The organism is Porcincola intestinalis, assembly GCF_009696445.1.
Lineage (GTDB): Bacteria > Bacillota > Clostridia > Lachnospirales > Lachnospiraceae > Porcincola > Porcincola intestinalis.
Genome location: NZ_VULZ01000002.1, coordinates 215,615 through 231,039, shown reverse-complemented (window position 1 = coordinate 231,039; position 15,425 = coordinate 215,615). Strand labels below are relative to the sequence as shown.

Annotated in this window: 17 protein-coding genes and 2 pseudogenes; 11 read left to right on the top strand and 8 right to left on the bottom strand. The window is 53.7% G+C overall.

Annotated elements, in window-relative coordinates:
• Window positions 1-105: 105 nt before the first annotated feature.
• The 9 genes and pseudogenes from FYJ35_RS03295 to FYJ35_RS15325 all read left to right on the top strand — a co-directional run.
• Entirely contained in the window at window positions 106-528 is a 423-nt protein-coding gene (locus tag FYJ35_RS03295) for an NADPH-dependent FMN reductase family protein (RefSeq protein ID WP_154523086.1), read from the top strand.
• A 211-nt stretch (window positions 529-739) separates the two neighbouring features.
• A complete protein-coding gene (locus tag FYJ35_RS03290) occupies window positions 740-1,444 on the top strand; it encodes a hypothetical protein (RefSeq protein ID WP_154523083.1) in 705 nt (234 codons plus the stop codon).
• Window positions 1,445-1,511: 67 nt separating this feature from the next.
• Complete coding sequence (locus tag FYJ35_RS03285; protein WP_154523080.1) at window positions 1,512-1,751, top strand: hypothetical protein; 240 nt, start codon at window positions 1,512-1,514, stop codon at window positions 1,749-1,751.
• Window positions 1,752-1,814: 63 nt separating this feature from the next.
• Entirely contained in the window at window positions 1,815-2,183 is a 369-nt protein-coding gene (locus FYJ35_RS03280; RefSeq protein ID WP_154523077.1) for a ferritin, read from the top strand.
• 258 nt (window positions 2,184-2,441) lie between these two features.
• Window positions 2,442-2,735 (top strand): DUF6462 family protein, encoded by a 294-nt coding sequence (locus FYJ35_RS03275; protein ID WP_154523074.1) that lies wholly within the window; start codon window positions 2,442-2,444, stop codon window positions 2,733-2,735.
• A gap of 5 nt (window positions 2,736-2,740) precedes the next feature.
• Window positions 2,741-3,019: an excisionase gene (locus FYJ35_RS03270; RefSeq protein WP_154523071.1), complete on the top strand. Its 279-nt coding sequence runs from the start codon at window positions 2,741-2,743 to the stop codon at window positions 3,017-3,019.
• 3 nt (window positions 3,020-3,022) lie between these two features.
• Complete coding sequence (locus FYJ35_RS03265) at window positions 3,023-3,814, top strand: ParA family protein (RefSeq protein ID WP_154523068.1); 792 nt, start codon at window positions 3,023-3,025, stop codon at window positions 3,812-3,814.
• Window positions 3,804-4,727: a ParB/RepB/Spo0J family partition protein gene (locus tag FYJ35_RS03260; RefSeq protein ID WP_154523065.1), complete on the top strand. Its 924-nt coding sequence runs from the start codon at window positions 3,804-3,806 to the stop codon at window positions 4,725-4,727. The genes FYJ35_RS03265 and FYJ35_RS03260 overlap by 11 nt, the downstream gene beginning before the upstream one ends.
• A 22-nt stretch (window positions 4,728-4,749) precedes the next feature.
• Window positions 4,750-5,004 (top strand): annotated as a pseudogene (locus FYJ35_RS15325) (replication initiator protein A); the annotation flags it as partial.
• A 27-nt stretch (window positions 5,005-5,031) separates the two neighbouring features.
• On the opposite strand, the gene FYJ35_RS15320 reads toward FYJ35_RS15325, so the two are convergent.
• Complete coding sequence (locus FYJ35_RS15320) at window positions 5,032-5,229, bottom strand: DUF6132 family protein (RefSeq protein WP_408634754.1); 198 nt, start codon at window positions 5,227-5,229, stop codon at window positions 5,032-5,034.
• A 63-nt stretch (window positions 5,230-5,292) separates the two neighbouring features.
• On the opposite strand from FYJ35_RS15320, the gene FYJ35_RS15315 reads away from it, so the two are divergent.
• Window positions 5,293-5,784 (top strand): DUF6017 domain-containing protein, encoded by a 492-nt coding sequence (locus tag FYJ35_RS15315; protein WP_408634753.1) that lies wholly within the window; start codon window positions 5,293-5,295, stop codon window positions 5,782-5,784.
• A gap of 81 nt (window positions 5,785-5,865) precedes the next feature.
• Here the strand turns inward: FYJ35_RS15315 and FYJ35_RS03250 are convergent, their stop codons facing one another.
• The 7 genes and pseudogenes from FYJ35_RS03250 to FYJ35_RS03225 form a co-directional block, all read right to left on the bottom strand.
• The gene (locus FYJ35_RS03250) at window positions 5,866-6,612 is read right to left on the bottom strand and encodes a class B sortase (protein ID WP_205839684.1); all 747 of its coding nucleotides are present in this window, start codon (window positions 6,610-6,612) and stop codon (window positions 5,866-5,868) included.
• A 178-nt stretch (window positions 6,613-6,790) separates the two neighbouring features.
• Complete coding sequence (locus tag FYJ35_RS14950; RefSeq protein WP_328597030.1) at window positions 6,791-9,115, bottom strand: InlB B-repeat-containing protein; 2,325 nt, start codon at window positions 9,113-9,115, stop codon at window positions 6,791-6,793.
• A 222-nt stretch (window positions 9,116-9,337) separates the two neighbouring features.
• Window positions 9,338-9,559, bottom strand: a pseudogene (locus FYJ35_RS15310) (InlB B-repeat-containing protein); the annotation flags it as partial.
• A 486-nt stretch (window positions 9,560-10,045) separates the two neighbouring features.
• A complete protein-coding gene (locus FYJ35_RS03240) occupies window positions 10,046-10,684 on the bottom strand; it encodes a response regulator transcription factor (RefSeq protein ID WP_154523053.1) in 639 nt (212 codons plus the stop codon).
• Window positions 10,674-11,975 carry a sensor histidine kinase gene (locus FYJ35_RS03235; RefSeq protein ID WP_154523050.1) on the bottom strand — a complete coding sequence of 434 codons (1,302 nt, stop codon included), beginning with the start codon at window positions 11,973-11,975 and terminating at the stop codon, window positions 10,674-10,676. Before FYJ35_RS03235 ends, FYJ35_RS03240 begins: the two co-directional genes overlap by 11 nt.
• The gene (locus tag FYJ35_RS03230) at window positions 11,972-13,588 is read right to left on the bottom strand and encodes a coiled-coil domain-containing protein (protein ID WP_154523047.1); all 1,617 of its coding nucleotides are present in this window, start codon (window positions 13,586-13,588) and stop codon (window positions 11,972-11,974) included. The genes FYJ35_RS03235 and FYJ35_RS03230 overlap by 4 nt, the downstream gene beginning before the upstream one ends.
• A gap of 120 nt (window positions 13,589-13,708) precedes the next feature.
• The gene (locus FYJ35_RS03225) at window positions 13,709-14,257 is read right to left on the bottom strand and encodes a TetR/AcrR family transcriptional regulator (protein ID WP_154523044.1); all 549 of its coding nucleotides are present in this window, start codon (window positions 14,255-14,257) and stop codon (window positions 13,709-13,711) included.
• A 170-nt stretch (window positions 14,258-14,427) separates the two neighbouring features.
• Between FYJ35_RS03225 and FYJ35_RS03220 the strand changes: the two genes are divergently transcribed.
• On the top strand, window positions 14,428-15,417 hold the full coding sequence (locus FYJ35_RS03220; protein ID WP_154523041.1) for an NAD-dependent epimerase/dehydratase family protein: 990 nt from the start codon (window positions 14,428-14,430) through the stop codon (window positions 15,415-15,417).
• The last annotated feature ends 8 nt before the right edge of the window (window positions 15,418-15,425 follow it).

Genomic DNA, 15,425 nt, shown 5'->3' with positions numbered 1-15,425 from the left:
ACTTCTGCATTTGACACCCGTTTGGTGCGGTGATATGGTACGAACAGAGGATGATGATGGCGGGCATAAGAAACCTGGCTGAAGGAAAAGGAAAGGAAATCAGATATGTACGGCAAGATTGCAGTCGTGTATGACGGAGACAGAGATGACATCGTGGATATGGCCGATGCGGTCGCAAAGGGAGCAGAGGACGCCGGCGGGAAGGTTGATATGTTCACCGCCGAGGAGTTCAACACCAACATGGCGGTTTCCTACTCGGGGATTGCACTCGGAACGCCGATGATCAAGAAGGGAGAGGCGCTGAACTGCAGGTTTGGCCGTCTGTATAACGCTCTTAAGCCGAAGCTTCAGGGAAAGAAGGTTGCGCTTTTCACAAACAAGGACGGGGATGACAACTGGATCATCCATCTGGAACGTGATATCCATGGTGCAGGCATCATCCTGGAGACTGCAAGTGTCGTCGCGGACGGTGAGATCACGGATGATATTCTTGCGGAGTGTGAAAGACTCGGAAGGGAGATCGTCTGACCAATCTGAAAGACGCTTCACACAGCGGCGGTGTTCCAGCCTCACAAGAGGAGGGAAGGCAGCCGCTTTTTCCAGCTCATTTTGTACGAAGCGGCAGAAGATGCCGGACTGTATTTTCGCCGGCTGTGCTCCTTGAATAACCGTCAGGCTCAGGATAAAATGATGGCAGCAGTGTGAAAAGCAGTTTCAGATATACAGAGAGGAGTCCTTCATGGACAGAAAAACGACCCGCCGTGTGGTGCTGGCGCTCATTGTCCTGTCAGCAGCCATTTATCTTCTGCAGGTTCTGATCTTTCATGATGAGCGGACAACGGTTTTCTATCTTCTGCAGGATCTTGCATTTATGCCGGTCACCATCGCCATCGCAACCCTGGTGGTCGGAGAACTCGTAGATGAACGTGAGAAGAAAGAGCGGCTCGAAAAGACAAAGATGCTGACAAGTTCATTTTTCACGGGAATCGGCGCTTTCCTGATCCGGGAAATTCTGCGGAGGACCGATGCAGACGATTTTGTACACGAGGTCGTGAAAAATGGCGCTGAGCAGTCCGGGACGGTCAGGGCAATTCAAAGGCAGCTTGAGAATGTGAAGCTGAACGTGCACATTGATGCTGCCGGTTATACGAAAATTCAGCAGATCATCCGTTCGAACCAAACCAATATTCTGGTCATCGCATCCAATCCGCTGATCATCGAGCATGAATGCTTCTCCGAGATGCTCTGGGGCGTGTTCCATCTCATGGATGAATTTCGTCTGCGTGGATCCTGGGATGACCTTTCAGAGCAGGATATCGGACATTTCAACCAGGACTTTGAGAAGGTTCTCCGTCTTCTGCTTATGAACTGGGTCGGGAATGTACGGTATCTGAAGGAAACCTATCCGGCATTTTATGCGGCAGCATCGACAAAGATCGAATGATGCGGGAACGTCGATGGCATAGAAAAATGCAGAGAACCCGGATTCGTGAGCGGAAGGGAGGTGGAGGATGGTGAACACCGTGATCGGGATCAAATCGGCTATGATGGACAGGGCTGGCCAGGAGGACAGAGCCATGGAAGAGTACAGTGAGGAGCTTTGCGGAATTCTATCCAAAATTGAGGAAGCAAAGGACATGCTGGCGCAGCTGACGGATGAGATGGATGACAAGGACCAGAGCACAGAGGATGTGGATGAGGCCATGGATGCGCTGGACGATGCGATCGATATCCTGGGGGATCTGATATAATACACAGAACCTTCATAAAAGATGAGTATATTCATTTACAGACTGTATAAGGGAGGTATTACAATGCTGAATTCGAGAGTCAGGGACCTGATCAATACGCAGATCAACAAGGAATTTTATTCTGCATATCTGTATCTGGACTTCGCAAATTATTTTTATGATGAGGGGCTCGATGGCTTTGCGCACTGGTACGATATTCAGGCGCAGGAAGAGCGCGATCATGCGATGCTGATGAGAACCTATCTTCAGAATAACGGAGAACGGGTGGTATTCGAGGCGGTTGACAAGCCGGATAAAAGCTATTCCAGCCCGGAGGATCCGCTGCATGAGGGCCTGAAGCATGAGCAGTATGTCACAAGCCTGATCAACACCATATATAAGGCTGCACAGGATGTCAATGATTTCCCCACGATGAAAAGCATCAAGGAATAAATGCCGCAACCACGCGGGTTTCCGGGCTTGAAAAAGAGCGTTGACAACAAATTGACAACAATATCGCAACTCATTACGTTCAGGAATGAACGATGATGAATTGTCACAGCAATTGAGACCTAAGAAGCACCTATGTGCTGACAGAGGCACCCTTCAGGAAATATATCCTGAAAGGTGCCTTTTTGCATGCAAAGGAAAGCGGAAATCATTGTCTGATCTGTATTGCAGCTGTTGACGAGGATCTGAAAGGAGAAACGCATGGAGACTGGGAAGGAGTACACCTATCAGCCAATCGCTTCTGAAAAAGAATATTACGATCTGGAGCACCGCTCGGAAATCCGCGAAGGAGCTAGGAAGCTTCGGAGACAATATCTCCGGTACAAGGAGGCAGAGATCATCTACAGCATGTCTCACAAGAAACTGCTGGAGCTTGCCGGAAAGGCGGGTGCGATCTTCCGGATGGATGGAACAGTCCTGATCAAACGGGACATCTTTGACAGTTTTCTGGAACAGTTCAGAGAGGAAAGCACATTGAAGCGCGGACGGAGGTAAGCGATATGAGCGGCTGTATATGGAAGTTTTCAGATCAGATTGATGATGTTGATGTGGAGATGCTTCACAGAGACTTTATTACGTTCAGGGAGGCAATGGAATACTACGGGCTTAATGAAAAGCCCGTAGTACGGTTAGCCAGAGAAGCCGGCGCCGTGTACAAGATCGGCAAGATGGTGCGGGTTCGCAGAACGATTTTTGAGGCGTATCTGAGGCGGATCATGCTGATAGAAACGGCAGAACCAGATGAAGGAGAAGAAGGAATACACAGAACGGGGGAATGATCTATGTGCAAGGTTTACGCAATCTGTAACCAGAAAGGGGGCTGCTCCAAGACCTCGGTAACACTGAATCTCGGGGTGGGTTTAGCAATGGAAGGCAAGAGAGTCGCCCTGATCGATGCGGATCCTCAGGGCAGCCTGACTATCAGCCTGGGCTATCCGGATCCGGACGAACTGCCGGTCACGCTGGCCACCATCATGACAAATATCATCGAAGAAAATGACATGCCGGAGAACTACGGGATGCTTCATCACCAGGAAGGGATCGAACTGATCCCGGCGAACATGGAACTCTCCGGCATAGAAGTATCCCTGGCCAACACCATGAGCCGAGAAATGATCCTGAAGGAATATATCGAAATGATCCGTGACCGGTTTGATTATATCCTGATCGACTGCATGCCGTCGCTTGGCGTGATGACGATCAATGCGCTGGTCGCGGCTGACAGGGTTCTTGTTCCGGTCCAGAGTTCATACCTCCCGGTTAAGGGCCTGCAGATGCTGCTGAAGACCATCTCCGTTGTGAAGAAACGGCTGAACAAACAGCTGGAGATCGAAGGGATCCTGATCACCATGGTGGACTACCGGACCAACTACGCCAAAGATATCACCGCCATGCTGTGGGAGAGCTACGGAATGAACGAAGAGATCGGCGTGCTGCAGACCTTTATTCCGTTCTCCGTCAAGATCCAGGAGGCGAGCTCAGAAGGCATCAGCATCTTCCGGTATGCGCCGAAATGCAAAGCAGCAGACAGTTTCGCAAGCCTGACAAAGGAGGTACTTGAGCATGAGCACTAAGCTGAGAGCAGGACAGAAGATTAAACTTAAGAGTGTAGAGGAGCTGCTGGGTGTTACCAATGAAGAGTCTGCATTGGATATCGAGATCGTGAAGATCCGTCCCTTCAAGAACCATCCGTTCAAAGTGGTCGACGATGAGAAGATGCAGGATCTTGTGGAAAGCATCCGGGCAAACGGGATCCTGTCTCCGGTCCTGATCCGCCCGATCGGATTTGACCGGTACGAGATGGTATCCGGGCACAGACGCATGCATGCCGCGCAGCTTCTGGGACTGGAGAGTCTTCCGTCGATCATCCGGGATATGACAGATGATGAAGCCGTGGTGCGGATGGTTGATTCCAACATTCAGCGGGAAGAATTGCTTCCGAGTGAGAAGGCGTTTGCCTACAAGATGAAGATGGAAGCGATGAAGAGGCAGGGCTATCGTAGTGACCTGGGTTGTGACGGCACTTCTGGCCAAAATGACCAGAAGTTATTTGGAAAGGTTTCAAGAGATATTCTGGCGGAAGAGATGGGTGAAAGTTCAAAACAGATACAACGGTACATCCGTCTCACTGAACTGATCCCGGAACTCCTCGACTATGTTGATCAAAAGCGTATCCAGTTTACCGTCGCTGTCGAGATCTCCTATATCGAACAGGAAATCCAGAGGTGGCTCTTCGCGTATATCAGGGACAACGGTATGGTGAAACTGAACCAGATCAGTATCCTGCGCACCGAGCTGCAGGCCGGTGCTATGACAGAATCAAAGATGATCACGCTGCTGAACAACAGCCAGCCGGGGAAGCTTCCTTCCTCCAAGCTGACATTCACGGAAAAGAAACTGCGGGAATACTTCCCGCCGGAATATACCACAACACAGATGAGAAACGTCATTGAGAAGCTGCTGGGGGAGTGGAAGCAGGCCCAATGACGGCAGAGGGGGTGCTGACTGTATGAAATTCAACTACTATTATGGTTCCGAAGCTGATCTGTTCAGCTTCATACGGATACCGAAGATCATGCTGATTGACAAAGTATTTCAGACGCTTTCTATGGCGGCAAAGGTGCTATATGGGGTACTTCTGGACCGGATGAGCCTGTCCATGAAGAACGGATGGCTGGACGAGGAAAACCGTGTATATATCATCTACCAGATCGGTGAGATCCAGGAGGATCTGGGGTTTACGAAGAAGAAGGCCATGGATCTTCTGGCGGAACTGGAAGAATTCGGTCTGCTAGAGAAGAAACGGCGCGGACATGGCCTGCCGAACATCCTGTATGTGAAAAGCTTCATGTCGGAAAAGGAGACCAGAGGTTCCGAAACGGGAACCTCTGAGGCAGAACAGGAGGGAGACAGAAGTCCCGAAGACAGCACCTCTGAACCAGAGACTTTTGATTCTATTGGTTCCAGAAGTGCAGAAATCAGCACCCAAGAGGTTCCAAAATCTGCACTTCTTGAAGTCCCGGAATCTGCACCTCTTAGGAGTAAGACTAATATGAATAATACTTACAGGAGTAAGACAGAATCTAATCCTATCGTATCGACTGGTGAGGAGATGCCTGCCAGGCAGGATGCGACACGAAGCGAAGAGAAGCGATACACAGATACTCCTGCAGTCAGGGCAAAAATCTATGAGCAGATTATACGGGAGAATATCTGTTATGACGATCTGCTGATTTCCCATGCAGAGGACCGGGAACTAATCGACGGTATCACAGATCTGATCCTGGAGACAGTAGTAGGGACCCGGGATGAGATCCTGATCGCCAGCAGCCGTTATCCTGCGGAAGTCGTCCGGAGCAGATTCCTGAAGCTGAACTATTCTCACATCGAGTATGTGCTGCATTGTCTGAGGCAGAACACGACCAAGGTGAAGAATATCCGGAAATACCTGCTGGCAACACTTTTCAATGCACCGTCCACCATGGACGGATACTACCAGGCAGAAGTTAATCACGATATGCCGCAGTATGCACTGGCACGATAACTAACTTGTTGGAGGGAGAAAAAACACATGTTGGAAAGAGATTTGTCAAGGGGCATTTCACCGTAAAGATGCGGAAAACCTCTATCTCAATGTAGCTATCCTCTTTGCCACAACAACAAACCTACCGTCCTGCGTGTGGTAGTTGCAGGTGGACAGCGCAAGCAGCTCGTCGCCGTACTCTGCGGAAAGGCCGGTGTCATAAATCGCCGCTGCCTTTACTTGCCGGATATGTTCGTCAAACACTTCCTGATCGGACAAGTCCGTATACTCATAGTAGCAGAACACACCGGCGTCCTTTTTGTCATAGATACGGCTGTAAAAGGCCGCGATCACCTGATACTCCCTTTGTTCATAGAGGGTATCAAAACGGATGATCGGGTGATCCTCGTAATAGCTTTTGTCCGCATACTTTGGTAAGCTCCCGAACATGGTCTTGTTTTTCATGTGGTGCCCGTATATCAGATAATACTTCCCGTCGGGTGGGCATTTCCCGTCGATGGAGGGAACGCCGCTGCCGGAATAGGAGCCGTCAAAGGCGCGGTTGAGGTAGTATTCCGGCCTGTCCGGGGAATACATCACGGGATAGTCTATATCCGTTCCCTCAATGGTGATCCAGCCAAAAAAATCTGAGTTCTGTTCATACAACGGGGCATATTGCGGCAGCAGCAAAGCGCCGTGTCCCTTGCCATCAAACTCGTAGACCGTCACCTGATCCAGCTCCCACGTGCCGCGCAGTTTGTCCTTCTTCATCAGAACGATCAGCCCGATCAACACAGCAATCAATATCAGCAGCATAATGCCCATAGCCGCCGCTTGTCGCCGCCGCATTCTTTGCCGCCTTAGACGCTTATCCTGTACCCTTGGCTGTGCCGAGATCATCTGTCTGCGTGAGCCGGTTTGCATGCTCGTAATGCCTGTTTCTCTCATAAAGCAGTTCCCCTAAAAACAAAGTGCGGTGGCGGCATAATACCGTCACCGCACTTCTTCATGGCTCTGTTATATTTTGTTATCTGCTCGTTCTACGCTTCCTACCCTTACCGTAGACGGTCACGCCTCCGAGACCAATCAGGGAAATAGCCATAAGTGCAATCCACAAGCCGATGTGACTGTTATCGCCTGTCTTGGGGGATGTGTCATTTCCACCGATGCCTGTTGTGTTGGACTTCCACCGAGCTGTAAAGGTGTGGTCACCGGTTACTTTGTAGCTTGCGCCTGCCTCATACCTTGAGCCTTCCCAATAGTCGAAGGTGTAGCCGCTCTTTGTGGGCTTCGGCAGGGTAATCGTAGCTCCATCCTCCACAGAAACGGTGACTGTGCCGGTCATGCCGTCCAGCGTACCGCCATTCAGGACGTAGGTGATGGTATACTTGGTGATCGGAACAACATCGTCGCCCTTCGTCCACTTGGCGTACAGCGTGATGTTTGCCGTGATCGGAGTGGCGAAGTCAAACGCGATGTTGCAAGTTGCGTCCTGATACCAGCCGCCAAACTTCCAGCCGGTCGCCGTAGGACCAGCAGGCTTTGTCGCCGTCTTGCCGCTTTCTACGGTCTGAGCAGAAGGAGCCGTACCGTGACCGTTTTCGTCAAAGGTCACGGTGTAGGTGATCGGTACAGGAGGTTCCTCGCCGCCGCCAGCCTTTGTCCACTTGGCATACAGCGTAATGTCTGCCGTGATGGGCGTGGTAAAGTCAAAGGCATTGGTACAGGCCGCTTCTTTATACCATCCGCCAAAGGTCCAGCCGCTTTCCGTGGGATCGGCGGGCTTGGCAGCCGGCTTTCCGTGCTCCACGGTCTGCGCGGCAGGAGCCGTGCCGTGGCCGTTGGCGTCAAAGCTGACGGTGTAATAGGTCGGCGCGGGCGCTGCGTCGGTCATAATTGTCACCGTCTTGTCCACACGCAACTCGCCCAGCGCGGATACATACTTGTCGTAAGCGCTGTTGGACGTGTAGTGACTGCCGTTTTCCACCGCGTCCTTTAGCGCGGGAACCGCGCTCACGTCCAGTGTTGCCAGGTTGTTGCCATAGCAGGAAAGCTCCGTCAGGGCGGTGTTCTGGCTCACGTCCAGCGTTGTCAGATTGTTGTCATAGCAGAGAAGCTCCGTCAGGGCGGTGTTCTGGCTCATGTCCAGCGCCGTCAGATTGTTGCCAACGCACCCAAGCTCCGTCAGGGCGGTGTTCTGGCTCACGTCCAGCGTTGTCAGATTGTTGCCAGAACAGGAAAGCGCCGTCAGGGCACTGTTCTGGCTCACGTCCAGCGTTGTCAGATTGTTGATGCCGCAACCAAGCTCCGTCAGGGCGGTGTTCTGGCTCACGTCCAGCGTTGTCAGATTGTTGTAGGAGCAATCAAGCGCCGTCAGGGCGGTGTTCTGGCTCATGTCCAGCGTTGTCAGATTGTTGTCATAGCAGAGAAGCTCCGTCAGGGCGGTGAAGAACTCCACGCCCTGAAGGGACGCGATGCTTTTCCCCGAGCAGTCCATCGTTGTGACCGCAGCGAGCTCCGCCGCGCTCAGATACCCGTCGCTGTCGAGGTCATACTGCGCCACAAACGCACGGAAATTGTCGTCCGGGAAGTTCACCGCGTCGATCGCGACGCCGAGGGGCGCTGCGGGCACAAGCGTCACCGTCTTGTCCACACGCAACTCGCCCAGCGCGGATTTATACTTGTCGTAAGCGCTGTTGGACGTGTCGTGACTGCCGTTTTCCACCGCGTCCTTGAGCGCGGGAACCGCGCTCACGTCCAGCGTTGTCAGATTGTTGTAGGAGCAATCAAGCACCGTCAGGGCGGTGTTCTGGCTCACGTCCAGCGCCGTCAGATTGTTGCCAGCGCAGGAAAGCTCCGTCAGGGCGGTGAAGAACTCCACGCCCTGAAGGGACGCGATGCTTTTCCCCGAGCAGTTCATCGTTGTGACCGCAGCGAGCTCCGCCGCGCTCAGATACCCGTCGCTGTCGAGGTCATACTGCGCCACAAACGCACGGAAATTGGCGTCCGGGAAGTTCACCGCGTCGATCGCGATATCGCCCGGACCCCTCAGACCGCCGCGAGCAGGAGCTTTGTCTATGGCTTCAGGGAACTCCGGCTCGTCGGGCGTCTCGTCGGCGGTATCCTGCGTCTCCGGCTTAGTTATGCCGTCAGCGGCGTTTTCTTCCACGGCAGGCGCAGGGGCTACTTCGTCAGCCTGCTCGGCGGCTGCTTGCTCCGGCTCAGCCACGTCGTCAGCGGCGTTGTTTTCTTCCACGGCAGGCGCAGGGGTTGCTTCGTCAGCCTGCTCGACGGCAGTTTGCTCCGGCTCAGCCACGTCGTCAGCGGCGGCGTTGTCTTCCGCGGCAGGCACAGGGGTTGCTTCGTCAGCCTGCTCGACGGCTGCTTGCTCCGGCTCAGCCATGTCGTCAGCCGCGGCGTTGTCTTCCACAGCAGGTGCTGGGGCGTCCTCGGCGGTCTGCCCGACGGCAGCACCATGCGTTTCCGGCTCGCTGGGCGTCTCGCCCACAGCCTCCTGCGCTTCGGTGCGTTCTTGCGCACCCTCATTGGAAGGCGCAGGAGCATTCTCTGTCCATTTTGCAACGAGCCTCAGATTCTCGGTAATGGGCGTATTGAAATTGAACCGCGTATCTTTCTCGGTAAACCAGCCGGAAAAGGCATATCCCTCCCGTGCCGGGGCGCCCGGCTCGTTGGCCATTCCGCCTTCTGCGATCTTCTGTTCCTTGACGGCTGACCCGCCTGCGCTGTCAAACGTGACGGTGTAAACCGTACCGTCATTTCCTTCGGCATAGGCCATGCCTGAAAGCGGCGCCATGCCAAGGAGCAGGACCAGTGTCAACAGGACACTTGTCAGTTTCTTCATTGCTTTCATTTTATTACCTCCTCCGGATTATCGCTCGTTCTTCGTTCTATTTACCAGACGCGGATCAAGTGGCTCTCTGTGTCCAGGACGAGGGAGCTTCGGGTCCCTGCCGTTGCCGCTTGTTTTCTCGTTATCTGCTTCTCGCTCATTTTCGTTTTCCTCCTATTCAAGTTTTCTCAGGCATGTCCTCATCCTGGATGAACCGTATCATTGCTTCGGATTTCACATCAAAACCACCCAGATTTCAAAGTCTGCTTATCTCAGACGAAACCTCCATGATTCTGAAACATAAGCAGGTGATATCGTCCAGCATCATTATACCGGGTCAAAATTCAAAACACCCTAACAATAATGTCAGTTTTTCACATGAAAAAGCCCGGCGACATCAAAAAATGTCGTCGGACCTTCCGATCCTTTGTTCTATTCTTCCTTTTTTACCTCCGGGATCGTGATCCCGCTTCGCACGGCGTTGACCGCCAGCTCCGTCCGGGAGGACTGCCCCGTCTTGGAAATGAGGTTGTTCACATGGTAGCGGACGGCGCTCAGGCTCAAATGCAGCCGGGCCGCGATCTCCTTGTCCGTCAGGCCCTCCGCCAGCACCCGCAGAACCTCCAGCTCCCGTTCGGTAAACTCCGTGCTCCTGGCAAAGCCCAGGTTCGTCACCGGCGGCTGATCGGGAAAAATCGTCTCACCGGCCATCACCCTGTCCATAATCTCCAGCATGGGCGCTTCCTGCACCTCCTTGTACCAGAAGGCGTCCACACCGATTTCCTTTGCCCGATGCAAAAACGTGGGGTCGGGCATGGAGGTGACGATGATGATCTTCACCTTTGGATAGACCGCCCTGATCTGCGCCGCCGCGTCCAGGCCGTTGGAGCCGTCCTTCATCACCACGTCCATCAGCACCAGGTCGACCCTTCCGCCCGCGCAGTAGATGTCCGCGACCCGTGCCGTGTCCACGGACGCCGCCAGCTCATAGTTTTCAGAGGCGGCGACAAAGCTCTCAAACAACTGTCTTGACATGATCTGATCGTCCACGATCAGCACTTTATAGGGCATTTTCAACCTCCTTTGGCAGTTCCAGTAAGATGGCGAATGAGGGGGTGGAGCGGATCGTCATGGTGCCGCCCCCCTGCTCCGTCAGAGCACGCAGGGATGCCAGCCCGCCCTTTTCCCGGATTTCACCGTCCGGCTGCTCGCCATTGTTGGCGAACACAGCCATAAGCTTCCTGTTTTCTTCTGTAATCGTAATACGAAGTTCATCCCCGCCCGCGTGACGGAGCATGTTGGTAAGGCATTCGTGCATGGCCGTGGCAAGGATGCGCTTGTGCGGTTCCGTCTGCGGCAGCTTGCCGGTAACGGTGATCTGTACACCCAGTCGCGCCGCCGTTTCCATCATCAGGTCATACTCATCGGCAGGCACTTCCGGTTCCCCCTTAAGGAAGGTAAGGTTTCGGCGCAGCCGCCCGACGATCTCAGCTCGTTCTTCTTTGCTTCCGCCGCTTTGCAGGTATCGTCGGATGGAGAGCAGGTTGCTTCCCAGCTCGTCGTGGATTTTGATCTTTGCGTTAAGAACCTCCTGCGCCGCGGTCAGATCAACGATCTCCCGGTTAGCCTTGGCAAGCCGCCGATTGAGAGAGGACACCTTCTCCTGTATGCTCCGCAGAGCCAACGTCTTTTGATAGGTCTCCGTGATGTCCGATACCCGCAGGATGCGGGTTTTCTCTTTTTCATCGGAAAGGATTTCCTCGGAGAGCGCCCAGGCCGTATCATCCGCAAGGACGATCACCGGCGTTTCCCCCAGCATGACCGCTTTACAGTCGGTTTGCAAGCTGCCGGATCGCAGTGTTTCGGCAAAGGCTTCCCCGTCAGAAAGCACATTCCCCGCTGCTTTTAGGCAAAAGTCCTCCATGGCGCGGTTCGTCATGACGATCTGACCGCCGGGCAGATAAGCGCAAATGCCCATCGGAAGGCTGTCTGTCGCTTCTTTTACGGACATAGGCGTGATCCGGTTTTTTTTATATATACTGACGCTGCGGAAAAGCAGTCCCTCCGCAAGTCCCAAAAGCATGCACGTCAGGAGAACAAGCCAGCCCGGGAGGCCGGCAAACCATGTCACCAGGCTCACAGCGGCAGGGCTGTTAGCAAGAGCGGTATAGGTGCAGATACATTGATACAGGAAGTAGGAAGGCAGGATGACGGGAAGTACCGCCCACAGTTTTCTGTACCGTTTCTGCCGGACCAGCAAGGCAAAGAGGACGACAGCGCCCAGGAACAGAAAGAGGGTGATAAGCCCCATCAGCGCCCACAGCGTTTTATCCAACAAGGCATCTGCAGGAAACACACTCATGACTGCTCCCCTCCTTCTGTGAAGGTGAGCAGAATCATCATGTCCTGCTTGTCCTTTGTAATCACTACCTTGCGGGAAAAGCTGCTCCCGTCATGCCACTGACCGTTTGCCGCATAAACAAAATCGTCTGCCTTGAGCATCATGCGGACAATCAACTCTTTGCCCTCGGCACGCACTGTAACGATCATATCCGACAGGGTATCAAGGCTTTCTTCCGCAATGGCCTCGATATGCTCATAGGCGGCGATTACCATTTCAGAGGGGAATGTCCCTGCCCCGAAGGAGGACACCGCCGTATTGACTCCACACAGCCGCATGTATTCCAGGGATTCCGCAACCGCCGCTGTCAGCTCGTCCACATCCAGGCGTTCAGCGATCAGCAGCTCCAGATTGCTGCGCCGCTTGATATAGGCGGTGAGGACGGCAGCTTTGGCAAGCTGCCGGTCAGGATCTCCTTCCGGGCTGTCGAGCAACGCTTCGATCTGATCGAGCTTGGGTTTCAACAGTCCTGAGATACGGTCGTACAGACGGCTGCGAGTCTCGACCTCTGCTTTTTCCTGCTTGATCCGGTTTTCCTCTGCCAGGTAAGCATTGCGGGCCTCCATCTGTGCCGTCGCATCCTCCAGTTGCTGATTCAGGGAGCGGACCTGCTTCAAGTCCACCATCCATTCCGCGCTGCCGCCGGAAATGGGATGCCGCATGACCTTCACGTCATCGCTCTCCGGGAAGGGGTACTCCGTCTCGGCAGTCTGATACACCACCGATCCTTTGCTGTCCAGAATGACGGCGGGAAGGCGGGTGGCAAAAAACAACTTTTCGTAGTTTTTGTTGGCAGGGATCATACCGACAATGATACAGGCTTCCAGAAAAGCAATCATGCAGAAGCCGAAAAACTCTCCTCCGTTCCATAGGATGATGCCGTTGACTCGGGGAGCTGTATCCAAGAGGTAAAGAACACAATAGACTGTTTCGGCAATCAACGGAAGAACCGGAAGAAATCGAAGCTTGCCGCGTATCGTCCGGCGACACTTTCGCAGAATGATCCAGTAAGACAGTATGAACAAAACCAGAAAGCCAAACGCAAACAGGAAAAACAGAGGGCCATTCCGGTGCCCGACCCCATCGCTCAAAATCCCGGAAGGAAAGTGAAACGCCAGAAAGTGCAGGTCGTTGGTGAGGACACCCAGCGCCAACAGAACACCGATGACGATGGGAAGATAGCTGACCGCGGGCAAAGGCTTCTCTTTGGGCCGGTAAATGTACAGCGCCAGGTAAAAGCAGAGCAGGGAGATAGCCATGACTGGGATATAATAGGCGTACCATAAATACCGCTGCACCGACGTAAAGCCGTAAAACAGCCGGTACTTCATGATCTGCAAAACATAAAACAGAATCATAAGCACCGCGATCCAGAGAAGAAGTTTGCGCAGGCGGGCGTCTGTGACACGCTTTTGGACCGTCAGGACCCATAAGAGCGTGAGTATGCTCATAAAGAGTTGTGAAAAAGTGTATGTGAAATCCACGCCCCACAGAATGACGTGCAGGACGCCACACAGAATAAAGGCTGCGGCAAACAGGGCGATATTCCGCTTTGAGGTTTTTGAAAGCATCACCCTGCACTCCTCCTTTCGCATCCTGCCACAATTAAACTGTCTTTATTATAGAAGTCACAATACGCTTTGTCCCTAACAGAAATGTCAGGATTTTGCGTTCCGTTATGGAAAAACACCGGCTCATCGGAACAGGGACAGGCTGCTTTTGACGATGCGGTTGACAAAGGAGATCACTTCCTCCCGGCTGTACTTGTCATACCCGCCCACCACAACATTCATCAGTCCGTTTGACAGATGGGTATAGAGCATTTCAAGCTCCGCATCGGAGGCGTGGTGAAGCTGATGCTTCCACGCCGCAATGCTGGACGGCCTTGCAAGGTCGATCATCCGTCCGAGAACGGAGGGGCTTGCGCCGCCGAAGATCAGTACGCGGCAGGCGTCCCCATGCTGCTCCACCATGGTATAGAGCGCGGCGATCAGCGCACTCACGTCAAAGCCGTCGATCAGCCGCAGAGATTGCCCAAAGGCATCCAAAAGCTCCTGCTCGATGCTCTCCATCAGCGCAAAGCAATCGCTGTAATGGGCGTAGAAGGTGGCCCGGTTCAGCTCCGCCAGCTCGCAGACCTCCTTGACCGTGATCTTGTTGACAGGCTTTTCCCGAAGCAGGGACAAAAAGGATTCCTTCAATACACGCTGCGTATAGCGCACTCTTGCGTCGTTCTTTCTCATGCCGCTTCCCCCGTACACAAAAAGTTTACCGTTATTCTCAACACCGTCCCGCGCGGTGTTGCTTTTCTTTCTCGGATTGAAACATTGTTGATTGCCGGTCCTTTATTTTTTTATTATACTGTAAGTGTGAAAGATAATCAACATTTGTCTTTTTATGGAGGCGACGGCGTATGTTCCATACCTATCTTGTGACAGGCGCAAGCGGCTTTCTCGGACGGGCCGTGCTTTCGGAGCTGAAAAAGAAGGGCGTTCCGATCCGTGCTTTGGTGATGGAAAACGACCCGCTGGCCTCCGGGCTGCCGGAGGGTGTTTCCGTCCTCTATGGCGACGTGTGTGATGACGCCTCGTTGGAGTGTTTCTTTTCCGATGCAGACAGCGGGACCTGTGTCATCCACTGCGCCGGGATTGTTTCGGTGGCGTCTCGTCCGGGGGAGCGGATTTATCGGGTGAACGTGGGCGGCACAAACAATATCCTGCGGCATTGCGAAAGGGCGAGGGTCGGCAAACTGGTCTATGTCAGCTCCGTCCATGCGATCCCGGAAAAGCCGAAGGGAACGGAGATCACCGAGGACGCCGTATTTTCGCCGGAACTGGTGCGCGGGGATTACGCCAGGAGCAAAGCGATTGCGACATCTCTTGTCTTTGAGACGGCAGGCCGTGGGCTGAACGCCAGCGTGGTATTTCCCTCCGGGATCATCGGGCCGGGCGACGTGGGGAGAGGCAGCATCACCAATATGCTGCTGTCCTTCCTGGCGGGAAAGCTCCCCGTGGCGGTAAAGGGCGGCTATGACTTTGTGGACGTGCGCGATGTGGCGGCCGGTATTGTCGCCTGCGCAGAACAGGGGCAGCCGGGGCGCGGCTATATTCTCTCCGGGGAGTATGCGACCATCCGCGATATACTCAACGCGGCAAAGGACGCGCTGGGAATAAAACGGGCCGTATCATTCCTTCCGATCTGCCTGGCAAAGCTGATCGCGCCCTTTTATGAAAAAAGGAGCCTGTGGAAAAAGCAGCCCCTGTATTTCACGCCCTATTCTATTGCCGTCCTTGATTCCAACGGTTTGTTCAACAGAAGCGCCGCAGCCGCCGCTTTCGGCTATGCCCCGCGCTCCCTGCAAAGCAGCGTCCGTGACATGGTGCTGTGGCTGAAACATCTGTAAAAGTTCCT